This is a genomic window from Chamaesiphon polymorphus CCALA 037, assembly GCF_003003845.1.
Lineage (GTDB): Bacteria > Cyanobacteriota > Cyanobacteriia > Cyanobacteriales > Chamaesiphonaceae > Chamaesiphon > Chamaesiphon polymorphus.
On the sequence record NZ_PVWO01000063.1, the window covers coordinates 1 to 17822 of the forward strand.

General features: G+C 43.6%; 16 protein-coding genes, 2 tRNA genes and 1 pseudogene. 3 read left to right on the forward strand and 16 right to left on the reverse strand.

The window, feature by feature from the left end:
* The 3 genes from C7B77_RS07245 to C7B77_RS07255 form a co-directional block, all read right to left on the reverse strand.
* A partial coding sequence (locus C7B77_RS07245) for a hypothetical protein (protein WP_146138222.1) occupies window positions 1-254 on the reverse strand: 254 nt, incomplete at its 3' end.
* 357 nt (window positions 255-611) lie between these two features.
* Window positions 612-878 carry a hypothetical protein gene (locus C7B77_RS07250; protein WP_106302139.1) on the reverse strand — a complete coding sequence of 89 codons (267 nt, stop codon included), beginning with the start codon at window positions 876-878 and terminating at the stop codon, window positions 612-614.
* Between the two features lie 555 nt (window positions 879-1433).
* The gene (locus C7B77_RS07255) at window positions 1434-2561 is read right to left on the reverse strand and encodes a tyrosine-type recombinase/integrase (protein WP_106302142.1); all 1128 of its coding nucleotides are present in this window, start codon (window positions 2559-2561) and stop codon (window positions 1434-1436) included.
* A 340-nt stretch (window positions 2562-2901) separates the two neighbouring features.
* Here C7B77_RS07255 and C7B77_RS29710 point away from each other — a divergent pair, with 340 nt between their 5' ends.
* Window positions 2902-3063 carry a hypothetical protein gene (locus tag C7B77_RS29710; protein WP_181243743.1) on the forward strand — a complete coding sequence of 54 codons (162 nt, stop codon included), beginning with the start codon at window positions 2902-2904 and terminating at the stop codon, window positions 3061-3063.
* A gap of 57 nt (window positions 3064-3120) precedes the next feature.
* Here C7B77_RS29710 and C7B77_RS07260 read toward each other — a convergent pair whose 3' ends face one another.
* Window positions 3121-3390, reverse strand: a complete 270-nt coding sequence (locus C7B77_RS07260) for a hypothetical protein (protein ID WP_106302145.1) — start codon at window positions 3388-3390, stop codon at window positions 3121-3123.
* 2 nt (window positions 3391-3392) lie between these two features.
* Entirely contained in the window at window positions 3393-4355 is a 963-nt protein-coding gene (locus tag C7B77_RS07265) for a hypothetical protein (RefSeq protein ID WP_146138223.1), read from the reverse strand.
* Between the two features lie 288 nt (window positions 4356-4643).
* Here C7B77_RS07265 and C7B77_RS07270 point away from each other — a divergent pair, with 288 nt between their 5' ends.
* The gene (locus tag C7B77_RS07270) at window positions 4644-5243 is read left to right on the forward strand and encodes a recombinase family protein (RefSeq protein WP_106302150.1); all 600 of its coding nucleotides are present in this window, start codon (window positions 4644-4646) and stop codon (window positions 5241-5243) included.
* An 869-nt stretch (window positions 5244-6112) separates the two neighbouring features.
* Here C7B77_RS07270 and C7B77_RS07275 read toward each other — a convergent pair.
* The 8 genes from C7B77_RS07275 to C7B77_RS07315 all read right to left on the reverse strand — a co-directional run bounded on the left by C7B77_RS07275 (window position 6113) and on the right by C7B77_RS07315 (window position 14705).
* Complete coding sequence (locus C7B77_RS07275) at window positions 6113-6730, reverse strand: hypothetical protein (protein ID WP_106302153.1); 618 nt, start codon at window positions 6728-6730, stop codon at window positions 6113-6115.
* Window positions 6720-9482: a DUF3854 domain-containing protein gene (locus C7B77_RS07280; RefSeq protein WP_106302155.1), complete on the reverse strand. Its 2763-nt coding sequence runs from the start codon at window positions 9480-9482 to the stop codon at window positions 6720-6722. The genes C7B77_RS07275 and C7B77_RS07280 overlap by 11 nt, the downstream gene beginning before the upstream one ends.
* A 494-nt stretch (window positions 9483-9976) precedes the next feature.
* Window positions 9977-10273 (reverse strand): hypothetical protein, encoded by a 297-nt coding sequence (locus C7B77_RS07290; RefSeq protein WP_106302161.1) that lies wholly within the window; start codon window positions 10271-10273, stop codon window positions 9977-9979.
* Window positions 10274-10915: 642 nt separating this feature from the next.
* On the reverse strand, window positions 10916-11626 hold the full coding sequence (locus tag C7B77_RS07295; RefSeq protein WP_106302164.1) for a KilA-N domain-containing protein: 711 nt from the start codon (window positions 11624-11626) through the stop codon (window positions 10916-10918).
* Between the two features lie 99 nt (window positions 11627-11725).
* Window positions 11726-12184 (reverse strand): hypothetical protein, encoded by a 459-nt coding sequence (locus C7B77_RS29140; RefSeq protein ID WP_146138224.1) that lies wholly within the window; start codon window positions 12182-12184, stop codon window positions 11726-11728.
* 104 nt (window positions 12185-12288) lie between these two features.
* Window positions 12289-13332: a hypothetical protein gene (locus C7B77_RS07305; RefSeq protein WP_106302170.1), complete on the reverse strand. Its 1044-nt coding sequence runs from the start codon at window positions 13330-13332 to the stop codon at window positions 12289-12291.
* A gap of 23 nt (window positions 13333-13355) precedes the next feature.
* Window positions 13356-14489 (reverse strand): tyrosine-type recombinase/integrase, encoded by a 1134-nt coding sequence (locus C7B77_RS07310; RefSeq protein ID WP_106302173.1) that lies wholly within the window; start codon window positions 14487-14489, stop codon window positions 13356-13358.
* Between the two features lie 142 nt (window positions 14490-14631).
* A tRNA-Val gene (locus C7B77_RS07315) sits at window positions 14632-14705 on the reverse strand.
* Between the two features lie 143 nt (window positions 14706-14848).
* Here C7B77_RS07315 and C7B77_RS07320 point away from each other — a divergent pair.
* Window positions 14849-14931: transfer RNA gene (locus C7B77_RS07320), tRNA-Ile, on the forward strand.
* Here the strand turns inward: C7B77_RS07320 and C7B77_RS07325 are convergent.
* From C7B77_RS07325 to C7B77_RS07335, 3 genes and pseudogenes are all read right to left on the reverse strand, one after another.
* Entirely contained in the window at window positions 14903-15703 is an 801-nt protein-coding gene (locus C7B77_RS07325; RefSeq protein ID WP_106302176.1) for a TIGR01548 family HAD-type hydrolase, read from the reverse strand. The two genes, C7B77_RS07320 and C7B77_RS07325, sit on opposite strands and share 29 nt — an antisense overlap.
* Before the next feature lie 374 nt (window positions 15704-16077).
* Window positions 16078-17610, reverse strand: a complete 1533-nt coding sequence (locus C7B77_RS07330; protein ID WP_106302178.1) for a tetratricopeptide repeat-containing S1 family peptidase — start codon at window positions 17608-17610, stop codon at window positions 16078-16080.
* Window positions 17611-17617: 7 nt separating this feature from the next.
* A pseudogene (locus C7B77_RS07335) lies at window positions 17618-17822 on the reverse strand (MvdD family ATP-grasp ribosomal peptide maturase); the annotation flags it as partial.

The window sequence follows — 17822 nt, forward strand, 5'->3', positions numbered from 1 at the left end:
TACTTAGCGATGATCCGTATCATGGTTAGGCGTTTGGCATAAAATTTAACTCTCTCCTGACTTTTCAAACATCCTCTTAACGTCCCATTGTTATTGTGGATCTTCACTTCCCCCAAGAGTTCGCTAATTGCTTTGTCGCCGTTGAGAAACTCAGCATTGAGCAAACACAATTTGGGAGCGATCGCACTAGCTCTAAATTCTTCAATCACACTTTCTGGAAAGTATCCAGTCAGAATCGAGTAATCGTAGTTCATAGGATATTCAATTTATAGAAAATATTAAGTTCGTCGATAAGCTAAGTTATTCTCCGAATCAACATCTAACGAATCCACAGATTAAATAAAAATCTGAAAATGACAGCCGATTGATATCGCTGTAAGTATCTATGGGTGATAACTTTGAGGTATAATTAAGACATGAAATTTCGATCTGAATTGCGCTCTGAGCATCTACTTGGAGCGTCATTCTATCTTTCATGAGCATTGGATCGCAAAACTCCTACTATGAGTCTCACGAGTTTAAAAGCTATAATTTTAGATTTATAACCGCGAATCGATCGGAGCAATACTGACCCCACTAGTAGTTTTTAGATCTACTAATGGGGTATTGTTTTAGCCGACTGATGGCAATGTCGCTAAATATTCTTCAACTAAGATTTGATGTTCTGGTCGATCGCCAGACGTTAAATAATCGATTAACAAGATTAGGTTCCAGAGGATCTTCCCCCTTTCTACGGGCTGAATCCAGTAGATCCCCTTGGGTAACTTGGATCTTAACTGCGCTGATTGCCAAGTAGAGAGATCGAAACGCTCTTGTCTAATTGCTGCTTCAGACAGAAATTTGAAGCAGCGGGATTTGGCTTTGGTTGATGTTTTCATAGCACTGATGTTCGTGAGATAATAGTGGTGTTTTGTTATTTAGTCTTAATCGAAAGACTTAATTTAATTTGGTCTTTCGGTTAATTCTTTTCTATTGCATAACTTGTCGAACGAACCGTTCGATTCAGTCGATCGCCGAGCGGTGACGAAATCGCCACGGTTTTTTAGGTCTAGTCTTTTGACTAGATCCAGTTAGCGGCGATCGCCAAGATCGGCTTTGGCTGTTTTACTTGCGGGATAGGTTAGAAACAAATAAGCTTGGCAAGGCTAATAAATATAGTTTAGTACAGATCTACTATCGTGGCAACAGCTATTTATTTTCTTGTCCGTTTTGGTGAAAAATAGATGCTATTGTGTTGAAAAAGACTTGACAATTGCAGTTACTATCGATCGGCAGAATTGCGATAGTTTATACTCACAAATGGAACCACTAGATCGATCTCATGAGCATGAACCTATTCCAACTATTACTGAAATCATTGATTTGCCATACTCGCTCAAATTCTGGAATACCGCAAAATCTTATTAGTGGGATAGGTTCATAGGTAAAGAGCATCACTCGCTCAAGTAGTCAGTAAATACTACTTTTTGCTCGATCGGGTGCAAGTAGCTGGTCATCAGAGTTTTGGTGCTATGACCAGTTTGAGCTGCTAGATCGGCTATCGATACGCCATTGTTAGCAGCGTGAGAAACCCCGCTATGCCGGAAGTTATAGGGCTTTCTATACGTCACCCCAGCAGCTTTTAACAGCGGTTTCCAGATTTTGTTTCTGAAGTTGTTATCGTTCAGAAACCCGCCTTTAGGAGCCGGAAATACGAGGGCATCTGAGAGATAAGGTCTAAACCTCTTGGATCGAGTTTTAAGAATCTGGATAACTGCGGGTGTGAGGAGGATCGTTCTACTTTCTCCTGTCTTAGTCGTGTCTCGCAGATGTCCTCTAGATACGGATTTAGAGATGGTTACTCGATCGAAATTCTCGCTCACATCAGACCACGTTAGAGCTGCCATCTCACCAAATCTACAGGCGGTCTGGGAGATGAAGACCGCCGCATCTTTATAGTGAGAATAACTTGGGGGTAAGCGATCGAATGCGCCAACGATAGACCTTAATTCATCCTCACTGAATGGTTGAGGCTTCTTTGGTGTCGGTAGCTTTTTTCTGAGCCGATCGAGTGACTTACTCCAGGGGTTGGTATCGCATTCTACCAACCCTTCTTTAACAGCCCAATCCCAAGCCGCTGCCAAGTCAAATAGATAGGCGCGAATAGTGCGATTAGAAACACTCTCCGACCACAAGGCGATCGCATCACCTGCGACCTCTGGGGTGAGGTTGGATGCTTGAAACTCCTTACCTAATAGCTGTTTGAGTTTTGAGACAATCCCTTTAAACCTCACTCGCGAACTATTCGACAGATCGTAGTCAGACATCCGATGTTCTGCATACTTAGCAAACAGATCGTTTGCCGCGAGGGTAGCTATCTCCTGTTTCTTAGCCTTCCCTGCTTGGGTATAGGTGGATGGATCGAACCGACCGCACATGATGTCTTTCTCGATCGATGCCATTACCATCTCGGCATGTTTGCGCCCGATCGGATTGTTGTGCTTGCTCAGGGTCTTATGAAACTTCTTACCTTCAAACCGCCATCTGATAATCAGTGATTTTCCTTTCTCTTCAATGTGCATAAATTTTGTGGGGCAAAACGTGGGGCAACAGAACCGCCAAACCCGCCAAAACAGCACCTATTTTTGAGTATATAGATAGCAAAAAATCGGCTGTTAGGGTTTAGTGTTTTCCTAAAAGCCTTGCCTGTGCTTGCCTTCCAACCTATGGACGTACGCCGACTCGAACGGCGGACCTCATCGATGTCAACGATAGGTCAAAAAGCTATAAGCGCGTCACAGCAATACTTTCATTTATCACGAACAAAATCATGTGCTTATTCGTGTGCTATGACTTACTTTTAACCCGTTTTGTCAAGCATGTCAATTCTGTTGAGTAACTTGGCTGATTAAGACGCGATCGATGTCGTCTGGTTCTCTCGATCGAGTCATAATATTAGTAATTAACTTTGTTGATGTCGATCGTCAATGGCTAGCCGACCAATTGGGGATGAGCTACACAGCGACAACTAGCCAGTTGCATGAACTCAAAAAGAAAGGATTATTCCAGGATAACATTCAATAAAATAAACCCCCGATCTAATTTGACTGGAGGTTACTTTTAATTTTGTTTTTCTATCTATTACTGAGATTGCAATCTACCTAGATAAACTGGTAGTAGCTCATCATCACTATTTTCTGGAAACTCATTTAAAAGCCTACTATGAAGTGAAGTTTGGAGTATCTGAATTTTACTCAGAACAGTTTCAAGAGCTTTCTCTTCCTTTTTACTAGACTTTGGATAAACACTCATTAATTGCGCTCGAACTACTTCGAGATATCGATAACTGTATTTTAGTTTTTGCCCGATTTGAGAATGTTCTTCAAAAGTCATTTGTTGTTGGTCTTCCATTCTTAATTGTCTCCTGAATTAGTTTTAGTGAATTTGCGAGTTTTAGAATCCATTTTCCAGTCCCCAAGTCCTTTCTCTTTAGCGATAGCAATAGCGATGTCGCCATTAGCCTTATTCTGCTTGTCAGGTTGGTCGAGTTCTATCCAGTTATGGAACCCTGCAAAAGAGAATGATTGTGGAGTTTCCCCGCTAGCTTTCTCGATCGCCTGAACTTGAACGTCATCAGATACGTATTCGGAATTACTCGAATCGTCTGAGGGGATATTCTCAGTTTTAGTTAGTCTATCCGATATTATACCATATTTATCGGATAACTTGTCCGATAGATGTTCGTTGATATCCGATATGATATCCGGTATGTCGGGTTTATTATCCGGTAATTCGTCAGTTATACTTACCCCTGTATCCGATATAAGAATTTTTGTATCCGGCATATTATCCGACACGTTCTCTGCATTAGTAGATGGCATCTTATCCGATATTGTCACCGATAGAGTAGTCTCTTTATCCGGTAATTGATTGGAAGCCACAGAGAAAGAGCTTGACGGGTCTAGATAGCTTTTGGCAGTAAGTTCCCGTACTAGTATATTGATTCTTTCCCGTTCGAGCCATAGGTCATTTTTTAGCTCTACCCATGCCGCGTTAGACAATCCATCGAGATACTCCATCCGCTCTTTAACTGGAGAGATGGCGGTTTCTAGAGACTCCAATACCTTATCGGATACCTCAGCTACAATAGCCGATAAAGCGTTTTTTCTATCCGGTACATTGCCCGATAACATGTCCGATACGTTATCCTCACTATCCGGTAACTTTCCATTTAGCGCATCCAGTCCCAATTGAACCAGCTTGACTATCGTTGGGGATACTTGTACTTTCTGGCTAATGTGATGAGTTCTAGCACCATCCTTGATAGCTATCTGCTGAACCGCGTCATAGATCTCATTGGGGAATCTGACATCCACCCTCGTTATTGACTCACTCGCTCTACTCATATCCGGTAATACTCTCTTTGTGTCCGATACTTACCCACTATATCCGATAGGTGGCGATCGTCAAGTATCTAACGACTTGTCCGGTATTTGTCGGGTAAAGTGTCCGATAAGAGTGAATTATATCCGATAATTTATCCGATAAGCATGTTATAATATCCGATATAGCGACCTAAAAATTGAGCAATTAAAGGACAGCCCTTTTAGTCACGACAGAATCACGCTTCCAGACGATAAATTCCAAGAGGTAAATTAGGACAGATGAAAGTAGCCATCTATGCACGAGTTTCGACTCATGACCAAAACTGCGAACGCCAAATCAAAGACTTGACCGAGTACGCTGCCAGATGCGGATATCAGGTAGTGGGAGTGTGGAGCGAAACGATGTCAGGAATGAAGGTCGATCGAGTCCAGCGAAAGGAGGTGATGAAGATAGCTAGAGCTAGAGATATTGATGCTGTGCTTGTAAGCGAGCTGACAAGATGGGGGAGGAGCACTATCGACCTTATAAACACATTGAATGAGCTGCATAGCTGGAAAGTAAGTCTCATCGCTCAAAATGGCTTCCAATGCGATCTATCCACTCCCCATGGGAAAATGATTCTCGGCATCATGGCGACACTGGCAGAATTCGAGAGAGATCTATTCTCGGAGCGGGTTAAGTCCGGTGTCGCGTTGGCACGATCGAAAGGAAAAGTATTCGGACGTAAGCCAGGATCGAAAGCCGATAAATACAGAGACGAGATAAAATCCCTCAGTGAAGACGGAAAGTCAATTAGAGTAATCGCGAAACATTTGGGGATATCTAGGAATATGGTAGAAAGACAACTCGAAAAGACAAAGAAACATTTATCAGCTTAAATCAATTATTAACTATTAAAATCCCAACAGGAGAATCGAATCTCTTGCTGGGATTTCTAAGTTATGGCTTTAACAGTGAGCGGAGAAGTAAAGTTAAATAGCGTCAAATGCACCTATATTTATTCTTCTTTCCATAGTAGAGGCAATAGAAGAGATTCCGTTATGAAGATTATTAAACTCTTGCTGTAACTCATTTTTGATGCCTCTACTGGCTAGGGATTCATCAACCTGAAGATCGAAAGTCTTGAGTTGAGTTCACATCTCCAGCAGTTGGCCATAATATCCAGACAGGGTATCGAGTTCTGCTTGCGTCAGTTTCATTTATTTATGCTAAATAGTATGTTTTAATTATACCTTTAATCCTGTTTTTAGAAGGCAGCTATTTGTGAATTAAAGTTAGCAAATTTATCGCCATAAAGTACTGTTAAAAGAAGCGTATAAACTTCACTCCATTAGCCGCTAGAATCTCCCATAACTAAATATTGCCCACCGCCGATACCCTCAATAAGGACGAATGACGATAGAGCCGTATAGGCCATTCTGATGGTAGTATGGCTCGAAAAGCATATTACAAAAGCGGTGATGAGTTCTTATTACAATTGCATCAAGACAAATGTCCATTGCTAGACTTGCGCAATACAGATGCTGCGATGGTTACGAGAGTTATTTACTGACAGTTTAGAATCGAAAGATTTTCTAAAACCAAAACGTAAAACTCTTGAGCAAGCGATCTTAGTCGAGATAGACCAGCGCGATCGGGAAGCGATCGAGAGATAAGTCGTGTTACGAGATTAGTCGATCGACACGATTCTCAATTTTGTATGGCCTCGAACGATATCGCAGAATTATCGATGTGAGTTGGTGGAGTTTTACCGATCTGGACTCGATCGACTCGAAATCTCACACAGTTTAAGGTTGTCCGCCGAATATCTCCCAACATGCCCGTCTGACTTCCATCGAACGTGATAATCCCCAAAGCTATCGACTAACTCGATCGTCCCCACGTCCGCCCCGTAGCAGTGGTAGAGGTCGGTATGAGTGACACAATCACCAATGGCAAAGATTCCACCATCAGTGAAGTTAATCGGCGGCGGGGAATCGGGGGAAACCCACTTACCATATTTATCCTCACTATCGTCCTTCCCGATCTCTGCAAATTCTAAAGGGTGAATGTCTGCCAGCAACCGCCGGATAAAGGTACCAAAGAAGATTTCTAGGTCTAGGGAAGCTTCATATATAGAGTTCACGTTGAAGTCTAAGGTAATGGCGGTTAGTTCGTTGATCGCCTCATGCTTGCCCAATGAAGCGATTATCAGCAAGCGATCGAGCAAAGATAGCGGGTCTACCTTGACTACCCTAGATATTGAGATTTTCCCTTCCCCCTTGCTGGTTTCGATCGTTAGGGTATCTCCATCGATCGATAGGACTTTGCACCCTATCCCCGTCGATCCGTAGACAGTGGAGCCGATTAATATTTTAGAATTCACCTTCTGGTACCTCGCGGATTATTTTAGTTGGCTCCACTACTGGCAATGCTGTGAAAATAGCGTCCTTAGCGTCCTTACCGTCCTTTATTTCTTGTAACCCTTGCGCCTTGCTTGTTTCAGAAAGGACGGTACTAGGGACGGTATTAAGGACGGTAGCGTCCTCATTTAAAGTAGCGTCCTCATTTAAAGTAGCGTCCTCAGTAGCGTCCTTAGTAGCGTTCCCCCTGTATCCTTTGCCCTGACTGGATTCGTCAGACACAGAGGACGCTAAGGACGCTAAGGACGCTATTTTCACCACCTTCTGGATACAGATAAGTCTTGTTCGCTCTACCCCTCCTTTTCGGAAAGAACCAACATCAATTCCCATTGCTCTCAAATCTGGGGATAATCGATTGAGTTGACGGGTAAGGCTGTGAGCCGCCTTGGGAAAGTAACGAGATCGATAGGTTGCATCATCAGTGTGGTTCTCCAGTTCGTTTAAAAGCTCTGAAGCTGTACCTCTCCATGACTTTGGTATTGGATAGTTCTCCATCAGCCGAATAATTGCTTCACCAACGGGGGATGACTCAATTACCACTTGTCTGGACTGTTCGCGGCTCTCATTGAAAATTGCCATAAACTCACCGTCATTAAGTCCTAGTGCCCGTTCTGAAGCAATTGCAAACAGGGCATAATCAGCCATTCGAGGTAATTTCTCTGGGTTAGTATGTGGTAGTTGGGCTAGAGTTTGGCTCAATACTGTCAGCAATGCCCCTAGAATTCTTGGTCTGGCAGATTCAACCTTCTCGTTTAATTTCCCTTGTGGTAGCCGTTTGTCTTCTGGGATTTCTGGTAACTGTGCCATCAACACTCGATCGGCTAAATCATCGCGAGTTACCAGGGCATCGATCGCGGTGATGATTTGGGGGCGGGTGAACTCGAATGTGGTTTCGTCTCCAGTAGTGTGAAGTGTGCGTGTAGAGTAACCGAAACCCGTCGCTACCCTACACAAGTCATCTGACTGGTCGGGTGTGATGTGTCCAACATTGTCATATACCATCAGATGGCGACAGCTAGCGGCTACGGCTAGCCTTAGGGTATCGCCTTGAAGTTTGATTAGACCAGCTTTACCAGGATCGATTAACCCTTTGAGGATTTCGGCGGCGGCTGTTTTCCCGCTACCTCGATGAGCAGCTAGAACCAATACAGGGTAAGTTTTATTTGGGCAGAAGCAGAATAGCAAGAATGTGACAATCAGAATCCAAGACGATCCATCTACATTTAACAGATCTTTCAACTCATCCAGATTCCCGCCCTCTACTGGGCAAGGTAATGGCAGCAATGAATCTGGTCGCCAGAATCGAACAGGTGGCTCGGAGATTACCCGCCATCCAGTTGGATCGATCTCTACTGCTTTCCAGTCGGGGGTACCTAAATCTAGGTATAGTTTGCCTTGATATTCGGCTGTTCTTAAATTAACCTCGCGAGTTTTACCGTCAAAAATTGCGATCGCTTCAAGTGTGGGGAGAGTGTCTTGATATGACTGTGAATTGATACCTATTTTATTGGCTTTATAATGTTCCCCCATTAACCATAATTTAAAAGCTTTTGACTTAACCGCGTAAGTATGGCGATTACCTTCGATCGAGATATCAGCATAAGCAACTTTGTCGGCGGTATGAAAGTAAGTGGCAACTTTAGCTAGTTCTAGTGGTGAAATAGGTTTCTTTGGTTCATCACTTGAGGGGTTATCACTGTCATTTTTGCTACTCGTTTTAGGCTCTGACTTATTGCCTGTAGCTGTCGATACAATTTTCTTGGATGAACGATTACTAAATGATTGGTAGAATGCTCCCATCCCTTCAGTCGCAATTAGATCGTCTACCCCTTTATGCTTTTCCCAAACTGTATCGGAGATTGTGCCAACCAAACTACCGCAATGATATTTAAACGATGCTTTTGACTGCTTGACTCCATCAACAGCTTTTTTATTTTCATCGGGATTAGCTCGATTCTCATCTCGATCTAAAGCCCAAACAATCTCAACATTTTTCTTTAGAAATGGCTCTAAGTCAGGATGAATAAGTTTGATAGCTTTGCCTTTGTCATCTAATTTATTTCCATACTTATCAGCTTTCTCGCCATCCACTGCCTTGACGTTGCTACCCCACCCCCACATCCCATTTAACCCAATAGCTAAATATCCGGCTGAGATGAGGCTACAGGCTTTTTTCGCGCCCTCTGTGATGATAAGTTGCAGAGGCTTGTCTAAGGTGAGCACCCAATCCCAGAAACCTTTATCTTCTAACGAGCGATCTGATGGAAAGCTATCATCAAACCTATCTATATACTCGGTTCTAACCTCAGACTTGGTAGCAATTTCAAGCCCAATCTTGAATGTTACTTTTGGGACAAGTAGCTGTTGATTACCCTTGCCAAAAACAGATAAATAATTAGCTTCTTTTCCGTTAAGCTTCAGTGGTGAATTTAGTTTGGCACTGAAGCCCAGATACCCTTCAAACCCCCAACAACCAGACATCGCGGCATTAACTAACTGTTGGGCATATTGACCCGCTGGCATTCCATTATTAGTGTGATCTATCTCGATGTTCAGCTTTTCAAAAAGGTAGTTCGCACCATCTTCATCCCCTGATTCGAGAGAATAGAAGTTAATGTTTGCGATACCATCATCGATCGCGCTTAATTTGAATTCTGCGAGATGCTTATCTACGATAAATGACTGAATAGAGTTGGCTGGAAGACTGCTTTCCATGTTAGATTGTGGGTAAGTTTAATTAATGAATCGAAGCGATCGCCCTGAGTCTTGAACTAGCGCGATCGCTTCTTTGTATTACGAATTAGGGGAGCCGATAAATAAAGTTTTCACGCCTTCCCTTGGCTTCCCGTAGCACCACGGCTTCGACTGCCATATGTACCAGATAGGTTTGTCGCTGGTTAGGGAAAATCTGACCCAACAGCCCTCGTTAAACCGCTGTTGGAGGTATTCGTAAGCGTCAATAATTTCCTCACCCTCTGAGTCGAAATTAAAGGTATATCCGCTGTCAGTGATAGTCAGATAGCCCTTCTCTATACCTAAATCGGCTCTCAAGTGGGGATTGGTTATCTCTATTGATACCTTTATCCCAATGGGTAGATCGAGAGCGTGAATCTGTTCTGGGGATAGGACTTTGTTAGGAATACAAGATTTAAAGCTAGTCATTTAGTTACGATCTCCAAGGCTGAACGTTGACGAATGAACGGGAATAGTTATGCTGTCCTCCAGGGTTCGGTTATAAACTCGTACCAAACAGAATCATTTTCAGCTAACAATATTTCCCAGCCTTCATGAAATAAAAGCTTAAACCCGCGACTTAAATCGGCCACAGACCTTCCGTATGGTTCGCCAGAAATAAAGTCATCGCTGCTCCAGGTAATAATTCCATTAGGCTTTAGAGACAACAGCCCGAAACGGTCGATCCACCAACGGTTTTTAGGATGGCGGGGAGTCAGTACGATCAAAAGAGGGCTACCGACTTTGAGTGATAATTCTGTTTGTGCTGGCATAATGAAAAGTGAAATTGTTTTTGTTTTTGCGTGGTTTCGCGGTTAGTGACTCCCCGCTTTTTTATGTCTATGCGGCTGTGGGTAGAGATGCAATGTATTCTCTAATCAACTCATTCAGTAGATCGTTGATCTTAATCCCGCGATCGATTGACGCTTGTCTAAAATTAGCTTCGATCGATCGAGGGACACGAACACTGATAACTTTTGTCTTTGGCATTTACTCACCTTGCTTTACTCTTTCTCTCGTTAACAGATTAAGGTAGTATTGCTGTGTTGCCAATTGTAATTTATTGGCCGCTATAGTCCCCAATAAAGTAGTGTCTCGCGGGGGTCAAGTTGTAGTGGGTCTATCGTGGCTGTTGGTGGAGATTGACTATTATTCTTGACTCTGATTTTTTGAAGACTATAGTGACGAAAAAAACTGAGGCGAATGGTTTCAGCCAGAATAGGTCGGGATCTGCTCGCGCTAAAACTAAGCCACTTTCACTCGCACTGTTACTTTGATTTGTTTGAATTGATTTCCAAATCATTTAATTAATTCAGGGGTATTCTGGTAAATACTTAACCCGCATAAATACGGGAAATGAATTTAATAAAATCGAAACCCCGCTAACTATTGCAAGTAATTAACGGGTTTGGACTCTAGGCTGCAATAACAGGCTCGAATTTAATCTCGTTCCAGTGTTCGATGTAAGTCGCCACAAGCGTTCTGTAGCTCGGAGGGTAGCAATAAGCCTTTTTCTTTTTTCTCGATATCTGTGGCGGTTCCTCGCTGTTTTTGGAGCGATATAAGTCAGCCACTTGGCGATTCAACCAGAAGCGAAATTGTAAATCCCTTGCGAGTGAAGAATCGTCTTCAACACTCTCCCCTAACAGCTCTAAAAACTCCGTAAGGGTGTACCAACCGGACAAATTGATTTTGTCTCTTGGTTCGGGGTCTTGACGCACCACAGAGCGATTAGCGGCTGATGTAGCCATGTTCAAGATGCGATCGTTATCGTCGAGCGGATCTAGTTCTACTTTTCCCGTAGTAAGCAATTCGAGAATCCAGCCAGTGATCTTGACCCGCATCTCGACCGAACACCATGAACCGATATCGATCGCTATTTGTGGATGTGCCCATGTTAGTGTTTCACCTTTACCTACAACGAGTAGGTCGGAAACGGGAATTCCCGTTTCTGTTGATACAGCTTCGAGAAAATCCAAGGTATTTTTGAGTCGATACCAGTCGTGAAATTGCTTGTCGTTCGCGAGGCATAATTCAGTAACACATACATATTGAGTTGCTTTATTGATGCGAATCTGTTTACCGCCGTGTTCTTTGAGGACGAATCGGTTGAATGGGTTATTCATGTTAGATTTGAGTTAACTTTATTTTGATTTGTTGTCTCGGTCTAAATCGCGGAGGCGACTTTTTAGTGCGCTGATTTCTGACCAGCGATGAGAGACTACCTAGCTCTTGGGAAGGCTTTCGAGATAGTCTTTCACGATCGCTGCATACTCATCACTGTCAGCCCCAAAAGCTAGGTAGACTTGCAAAATGGGGACATTCCAGTACACCGATCCCTTTTCTATCGGCTGTTGCCACGCAATTCCCTTTTGGGTTACAGATCTCATCTGAGCCGACATCCATCCGGTCATCTTCATGTGAACACTACAGTTTCCGCTACGAATGTCGCGCTCGGATGCGAATTCAAAAAGTCGTGTTTTTAAGGTTGCTTTTCTCATAGATCGGAAAATATTGTTTGTTGGTATCGTCAGGCGGGCAAGGTTAGAGCGAGTAAGCTGGCAGGCTTTCTGTCTGGAATTCACGATAAAGCCTGTATCCAATTTCTGGCAAGGGTTAGAGGGATCTATCTTGCGGAAGTTGGAAAATTTACTCTCTAATGGCAAACCGCGCAAGCCTTTCACATCAACGGGTTTAGGGGGATATCTTGCGGAGGTAAGTTATTGACGTTACTCGCTACTCCCAAGGTCAAAGCCATGTAACCGTCATGAGGATTGACTCCCGGCGATTATTTTTGCGGAGGATCGCTGGAAAGGATCTCGCCTCGACATTCCTCCTCCCCTTCCACAACAAAGCATACGAAGGTGCCTTTGATGCCTTCGAGAGAGTGCTTCTCTAGGGTTTTGAACACTAGATCTTTTTCAGTGACTCGCCTTTTCATCGGATCTACGACTGTCTTCATTAATCTGTTTATCGCTTTCACTCCCTCGTCTCTATTTAATACATTGATAGTTATGGGTCTGCCAAATGAGAACTTGTAAACACAGTGTTCTCTCCCATAGATAAAACTAAATCCTTCTAATTCCTGTGTTTTACTTTTATCTACATGTGGCAAGGTAATGTATTGAGTCCCGACGGGTTTAGAGCTTTTATTGACGCTACCTTTAGGCTTGATAGCTATTTTTATTGTGATGCCATCCGCTGCTTTTGAGATCTCTTTAGCAACAGCATCCCAATTCACTTTTATATATGTAGATTCTGGCATATACGAATAATTGTCAAAACCCTGCGGTAAATTGCCGATAGTCTTTACAACTATTTCAATCTCTTCGTACGTTCCTCTAGCATTCGCATCGGCAACTGTTAAGCCAGTATTGCTCAGTGGCGACCATTCCTCCTTTTTGCTTGCTAATATACTTCTTTCCACCTCGTCTACGACCCATTGCTGTATATAAAAATAGGGTTCAAAATTCTTTTTATCTTCATGAAAAGTCTTCTCATCTACTCCGCGATAATAATATCGATAAACATTGTTGTCATCACTGTAATTGCCGAAACGCAAGTCTCGAATATTATCAGGGAAAATCTGATAATACATGTAAATATTTTCGTCGTTATTATGTTCTTGTGGGGAGTGTCCATCAATCAAAGCATCCATTATTTTTTGATTGTGATTTGCCAACCAGTTGCTGACGTCATCCCCGTTGTAAAAACTTGTGCAAACATCTTCTGATGCTGATATAAAATTTTCTTTTTCCTCGTCGGATAAAGCGAGATACTCAGGATCGTCAGCAGAATAAATTCTTGAGCTGGGTTCTTTTGGTTCTGGCATAATTAATCGTGTAAATTACTCTCCTATAATTCCCCGACATTCACGTACAAACACTTAGGATCGATCTCGTGAGCGTATGTAGCAAACATCGTTTTTGGAGAATGTCCGGCTTGCCGAGCTAGTGCCACCGGATCGGCCTTGTTAGACAAGGCGCGGGATTCAGCCGTGTGCCTCAAGTTATAAGGTGGTCGGTACTCGATTCCGCAAATTGATAAAACTGGCTTCCATACTCTCTTGCAGAAGTTGTTATCGTTAATAGCAAACCCTAAAGGACTCGTAAATACCAGATCGTCAGGCTGCGGCTGCAACCGCTCGAATCTCGCCGCTAGCATGGCTCGAACGTCTGAATTAAGTAAAAGTGTGCGAGAATCCCCCGTCTTGGTTCCTTTGGTATTCCGATGCCCTCTGGAAATAGACTCACCGATCCAAGCGTTGGAACGATCGGGCGAGATGTGTTTCCATCTCAAAGCCGCTGCCTCACCAGGTCTACAGCCCATATTTGCAAGAAAGATAATGAAATCCGTGTAGTGACTATAGGAACTGTTTAGCTGGGTTTCAGATCGGATAGTCTGAAGTTCTGCGATCGTGAAAGGGATCTTTTGCTGAGGCTTGCTCTTAGCCTTCCGCTTCATTCTTTCTAGACAATCAGACCAGGGGCAATCCTTCGCGATATGATACTTTCCTCTCGCCCATCCCCAACAGGCTCTAAGGTCGAATAATCGTTCTTTGATGGTTCGTGGTGATGCCGTGGCTAACCATTCCTCTACCATTTTTTCAGCCACGGCTCGATCTACTTTTTCAGCTAGCGTATCCCCCAAAAATACTTCTAGCTTAGAGGCAATACCCTTTAGCCTGACTTTGGAACTATGGGATAACTCGCCTGCTTTTAGTCGTTGTGCAGCATACTTCTCGAACAGCACGGCTGCACTTACTACAGTTCCATTTTTCCCTTTGCGCGGTCTGTACTTTAGTTTAGTTTCGTCGTAGTTCCCACTAATCAGATCGGCTTCAATTACAGCTATTTTTTGCTCTGCTACCACTCGACCGAGCTTGTTATCGGGTAGTCCGAGAGACATTTTTTGAGTTTTGCCATTATGCCGCCAACAGGCGCGGAGAGTGCCCCCTGTTGTTTCTATCCAAACTTTTCCAGTACTCATGTTCTGTGTCTATTTATGGGTGTATAGACCAGACAAACCCACCAAAACAGCACACATCTTCGCTATTTTTAGACAGCAAAAATCGGCTCTCATGACGCTGATTGTCTAATGAAAGCCTTGCTGTGCCTATGCTCTAACCTTATGGACGTACGCCGACTCGAACGGCGGACCTCATCGATGTCAACGATGCGCTCTAACCAACTGAGCTATACGTCCTTGCGGCTCTTTATCATAGCATTAACAAATTGTGGGCGTCAAGACTCTTTCCGATTTGCGATCGATAACCACTTGGCAGTTTAGCCAGAAAAGATCGGCAATAGTCAATTGTCGATCGTCGATGTTAAAATGATGAGATGTCTCCAAGGTTGGCCGATCGGTTTAGGCAGCGGACTCATAATCCGCGAGCGGAAGCTCTAGACAGGTTCGATTCCTGTACCTTGGATTGAGGCAATTAGCTCGGGTGTCAATTCCAGAACGCGATCGATTACTACGCTAGCACCAGCTTGAATCAAGTTCTGGCGGTAGCTATCGATTTGTGCAGCTCGATCGAGAATGTGTGGTGGTAATACGCCAACGGCGATCGCCTGTCGATGTGGTTGTTGTTTTCTAGCATTGATAACTGTGTGCATATCGGCAACCGTATCGCCGACATAGACAATCGGTAGCCCATCTGTTTGCTCGTACTCTAGTCCTAGTTTGGCAACCGCCATAAATAATCCGTGGGGATCTGGCTTCCCTGGTGCGTCTTCCATGGCTACTAGCACGGGCGCAGTCAGTCCCAATCTTCGTTCTAAGATATAACTAGCAGATCCTCTGGTAGCACCGCTAAAAAAGCCCCAGGGGATGTTAGCAGCGGTGAGGGATTCAAAATATTCTAGGCTGGCGAGGATTGGTTCGTCGCAGATATAACCATTCCAATTTACGGGATCTGTACCGCGATATTTGGTTTGAAAATAAGCCACAATCGTACCGTAATCTAGATTTAATTGCGATCGAGTTTGACCCTGGCTTTCAAAATAGCGATAAATTAGTTCTTGTGAGGCTTCCCAATCATTATTCCAGATGCCTTCATTTTTGAGCGTGTCGATGTCGATCGCGGTGGGTCGATAGGCTTCATTGGTAAATTTTGCCACTGTATCTGCCAAGGCGCGACGATAGGAGTTCCCGACGTCCCGAATTACTCCATCGATATCAAATACAACGATCGCGCTCATTTTTGGTTGTCTGTGTGAATTAATTAAAAATTTACCATACTCTTCGAGTCTAAATATTTTGAGTCTATTGGAATCGATCGTAGTCCCCCTCCCCTTTATAAGCTATCCATTACCCACAGATTTCGGACTAGTACTTTTTGGGTTAGTGGCTGCGTAGACCCCGGATCTGGGGGGTCTGGGGGGAGACCCCCCGTTGGGGGACGGTTGCTTGTCTTGTCTCGCTTCCATGGTCGGGAAACCCGACCGGAGCGAGCCGCTCCCCCAAACCCCCTCCAAAGGGTCAAATAGCAGGGTGGATTAATTGTCGGCATTCTTTGTTCGATCGCGATCGAGAAACATTAATGGAGATCGAATATATAGGCTGGCTAAAATCTTCAATTCCCGCTCGTCTGTTGCCATTTTTTCAGTAAGTCGATCGCAGTTTGATAATATTGAGTATTACCCTGTTTTTGAAATAGATTGGCGGCTTGTTTCAGATCGTTAATTCCACCTGCTCGATCGTTGAGTTTTTGATACTTCAGAAAACCACGACTGCCGTAAGCCTCAGCAGAATTGGGGTTAATTTGAATCGCGCGATTGAAATCGGCTAATGCGCCTGGAGTGTCATTGAGTTTTTCATTTTTCAGAATACCGCGATTGCAGTAAGCATCAGCAAAATTGGGATTAATTTGAATCGCACGGTTGTAATCGGCTAATGAGCCTGAAGTGTCATTGAGTTTTTCATCTTTCAGAAGACCGCGATTGTAGTAAGCACTAGCAAAATTGGGATTAATTTGAATCGCGCGGTTGAAATCAGCTAATGCACCTGGAGCATCATTAAGTTTGTCTTTTTTCAGAACGCCACGATTGTTATAAGCAGCAGCATAATTGGGATTAATTTGAATCGCGCGGTTGAAATCAGCTAATCCCCCTGGAGTGTCATTAAGTTTTTCATTTTTCAGATTACCGCGATTGTTGTAAGCATAAGCATAATTGGGGTTGAGTTGAATCGCGCGGTTGTAATTGACTAATGCGCCTGGAGCGTCATTAAGTTTGTCATTTTTCAGAACAGCACGACTGTAATAAGCCTCAGCATAATTGGGGTTGAGTTGAATCGCACGATTGACATCGGCTAATGCTCCCCGAGCGTCTCCTCGTTCGTACTTCTGTGCCGCTGATGCATAATAATCATCTGCTTTTGGTGCCGTATTGGTAGGAATTGCGGCTACTTGCCCATCGAGTTCGACACCCATCTTACTGGCTACCGTACCAAAACGTTCGATGGGAATGCCCAGATTGAAGCCATTTTTGCGGCCATCATCATCTCTGTTCCCGAGACCATGAATGGCAACTAGTTCGCCATTGCTATTTAATACCGCTCCGCCACTCATACCATTGAGTGTATCGTTACTATAGATAAGGGAATAACCTTTATCGAAGGTTTTGTTGCTATTGGCAGAGATTTTACCTTCTCTCACTACCAATAATGTTGAGGTAATTGCCCGATCTGTAGCTGGAAATCCAGCGACATATAGATCCATTCCTCTAGTCAGAATATTACAATTTCCAAGCTTGGCGATCGGGTATTTAGTCGTCGATTTAAATTTCACGACTGCCAAATCGATATCTCCAGGTGCAGATTTTATCGAGTTACTAATGACTTCATACTGGCGATCGTCTGGCGTAGTAATTGTATAACTGACTTTCTGTCTCACCACATGAGCGGCAGTAAGAACGGTATAAATATCACCTTCGTGTTTGAGGATGACTCCCGAACCTTGTCCGCTAGAACTGGTAATTAAGACTGTAATCGTCCTGGCTGTCTCGGCAACTTCTACCGCACTTTTGGCTGTGGCGACAGTCTGCACCAGAGGAATTGTTGCTGCTATGCCAATTAATCCGATCCATTGCGCGATCTGTGATGACATAAAATTATTATAGTAATAAATCGGCGATCGCGTTAGAAATCGGTAAACCTGCGTACAGTTCTAACCAGAAAAATTCACCGACAGGATTTACTTCTAAAAACACATAACGACCGTCTACGGTGACAATAATATCGATCGCCCCATAATTCAACCCAAAATACTCCATAAACTGTAATAATTTTGCTTCCACATCGGCTGGTAAAGTGTAGGGA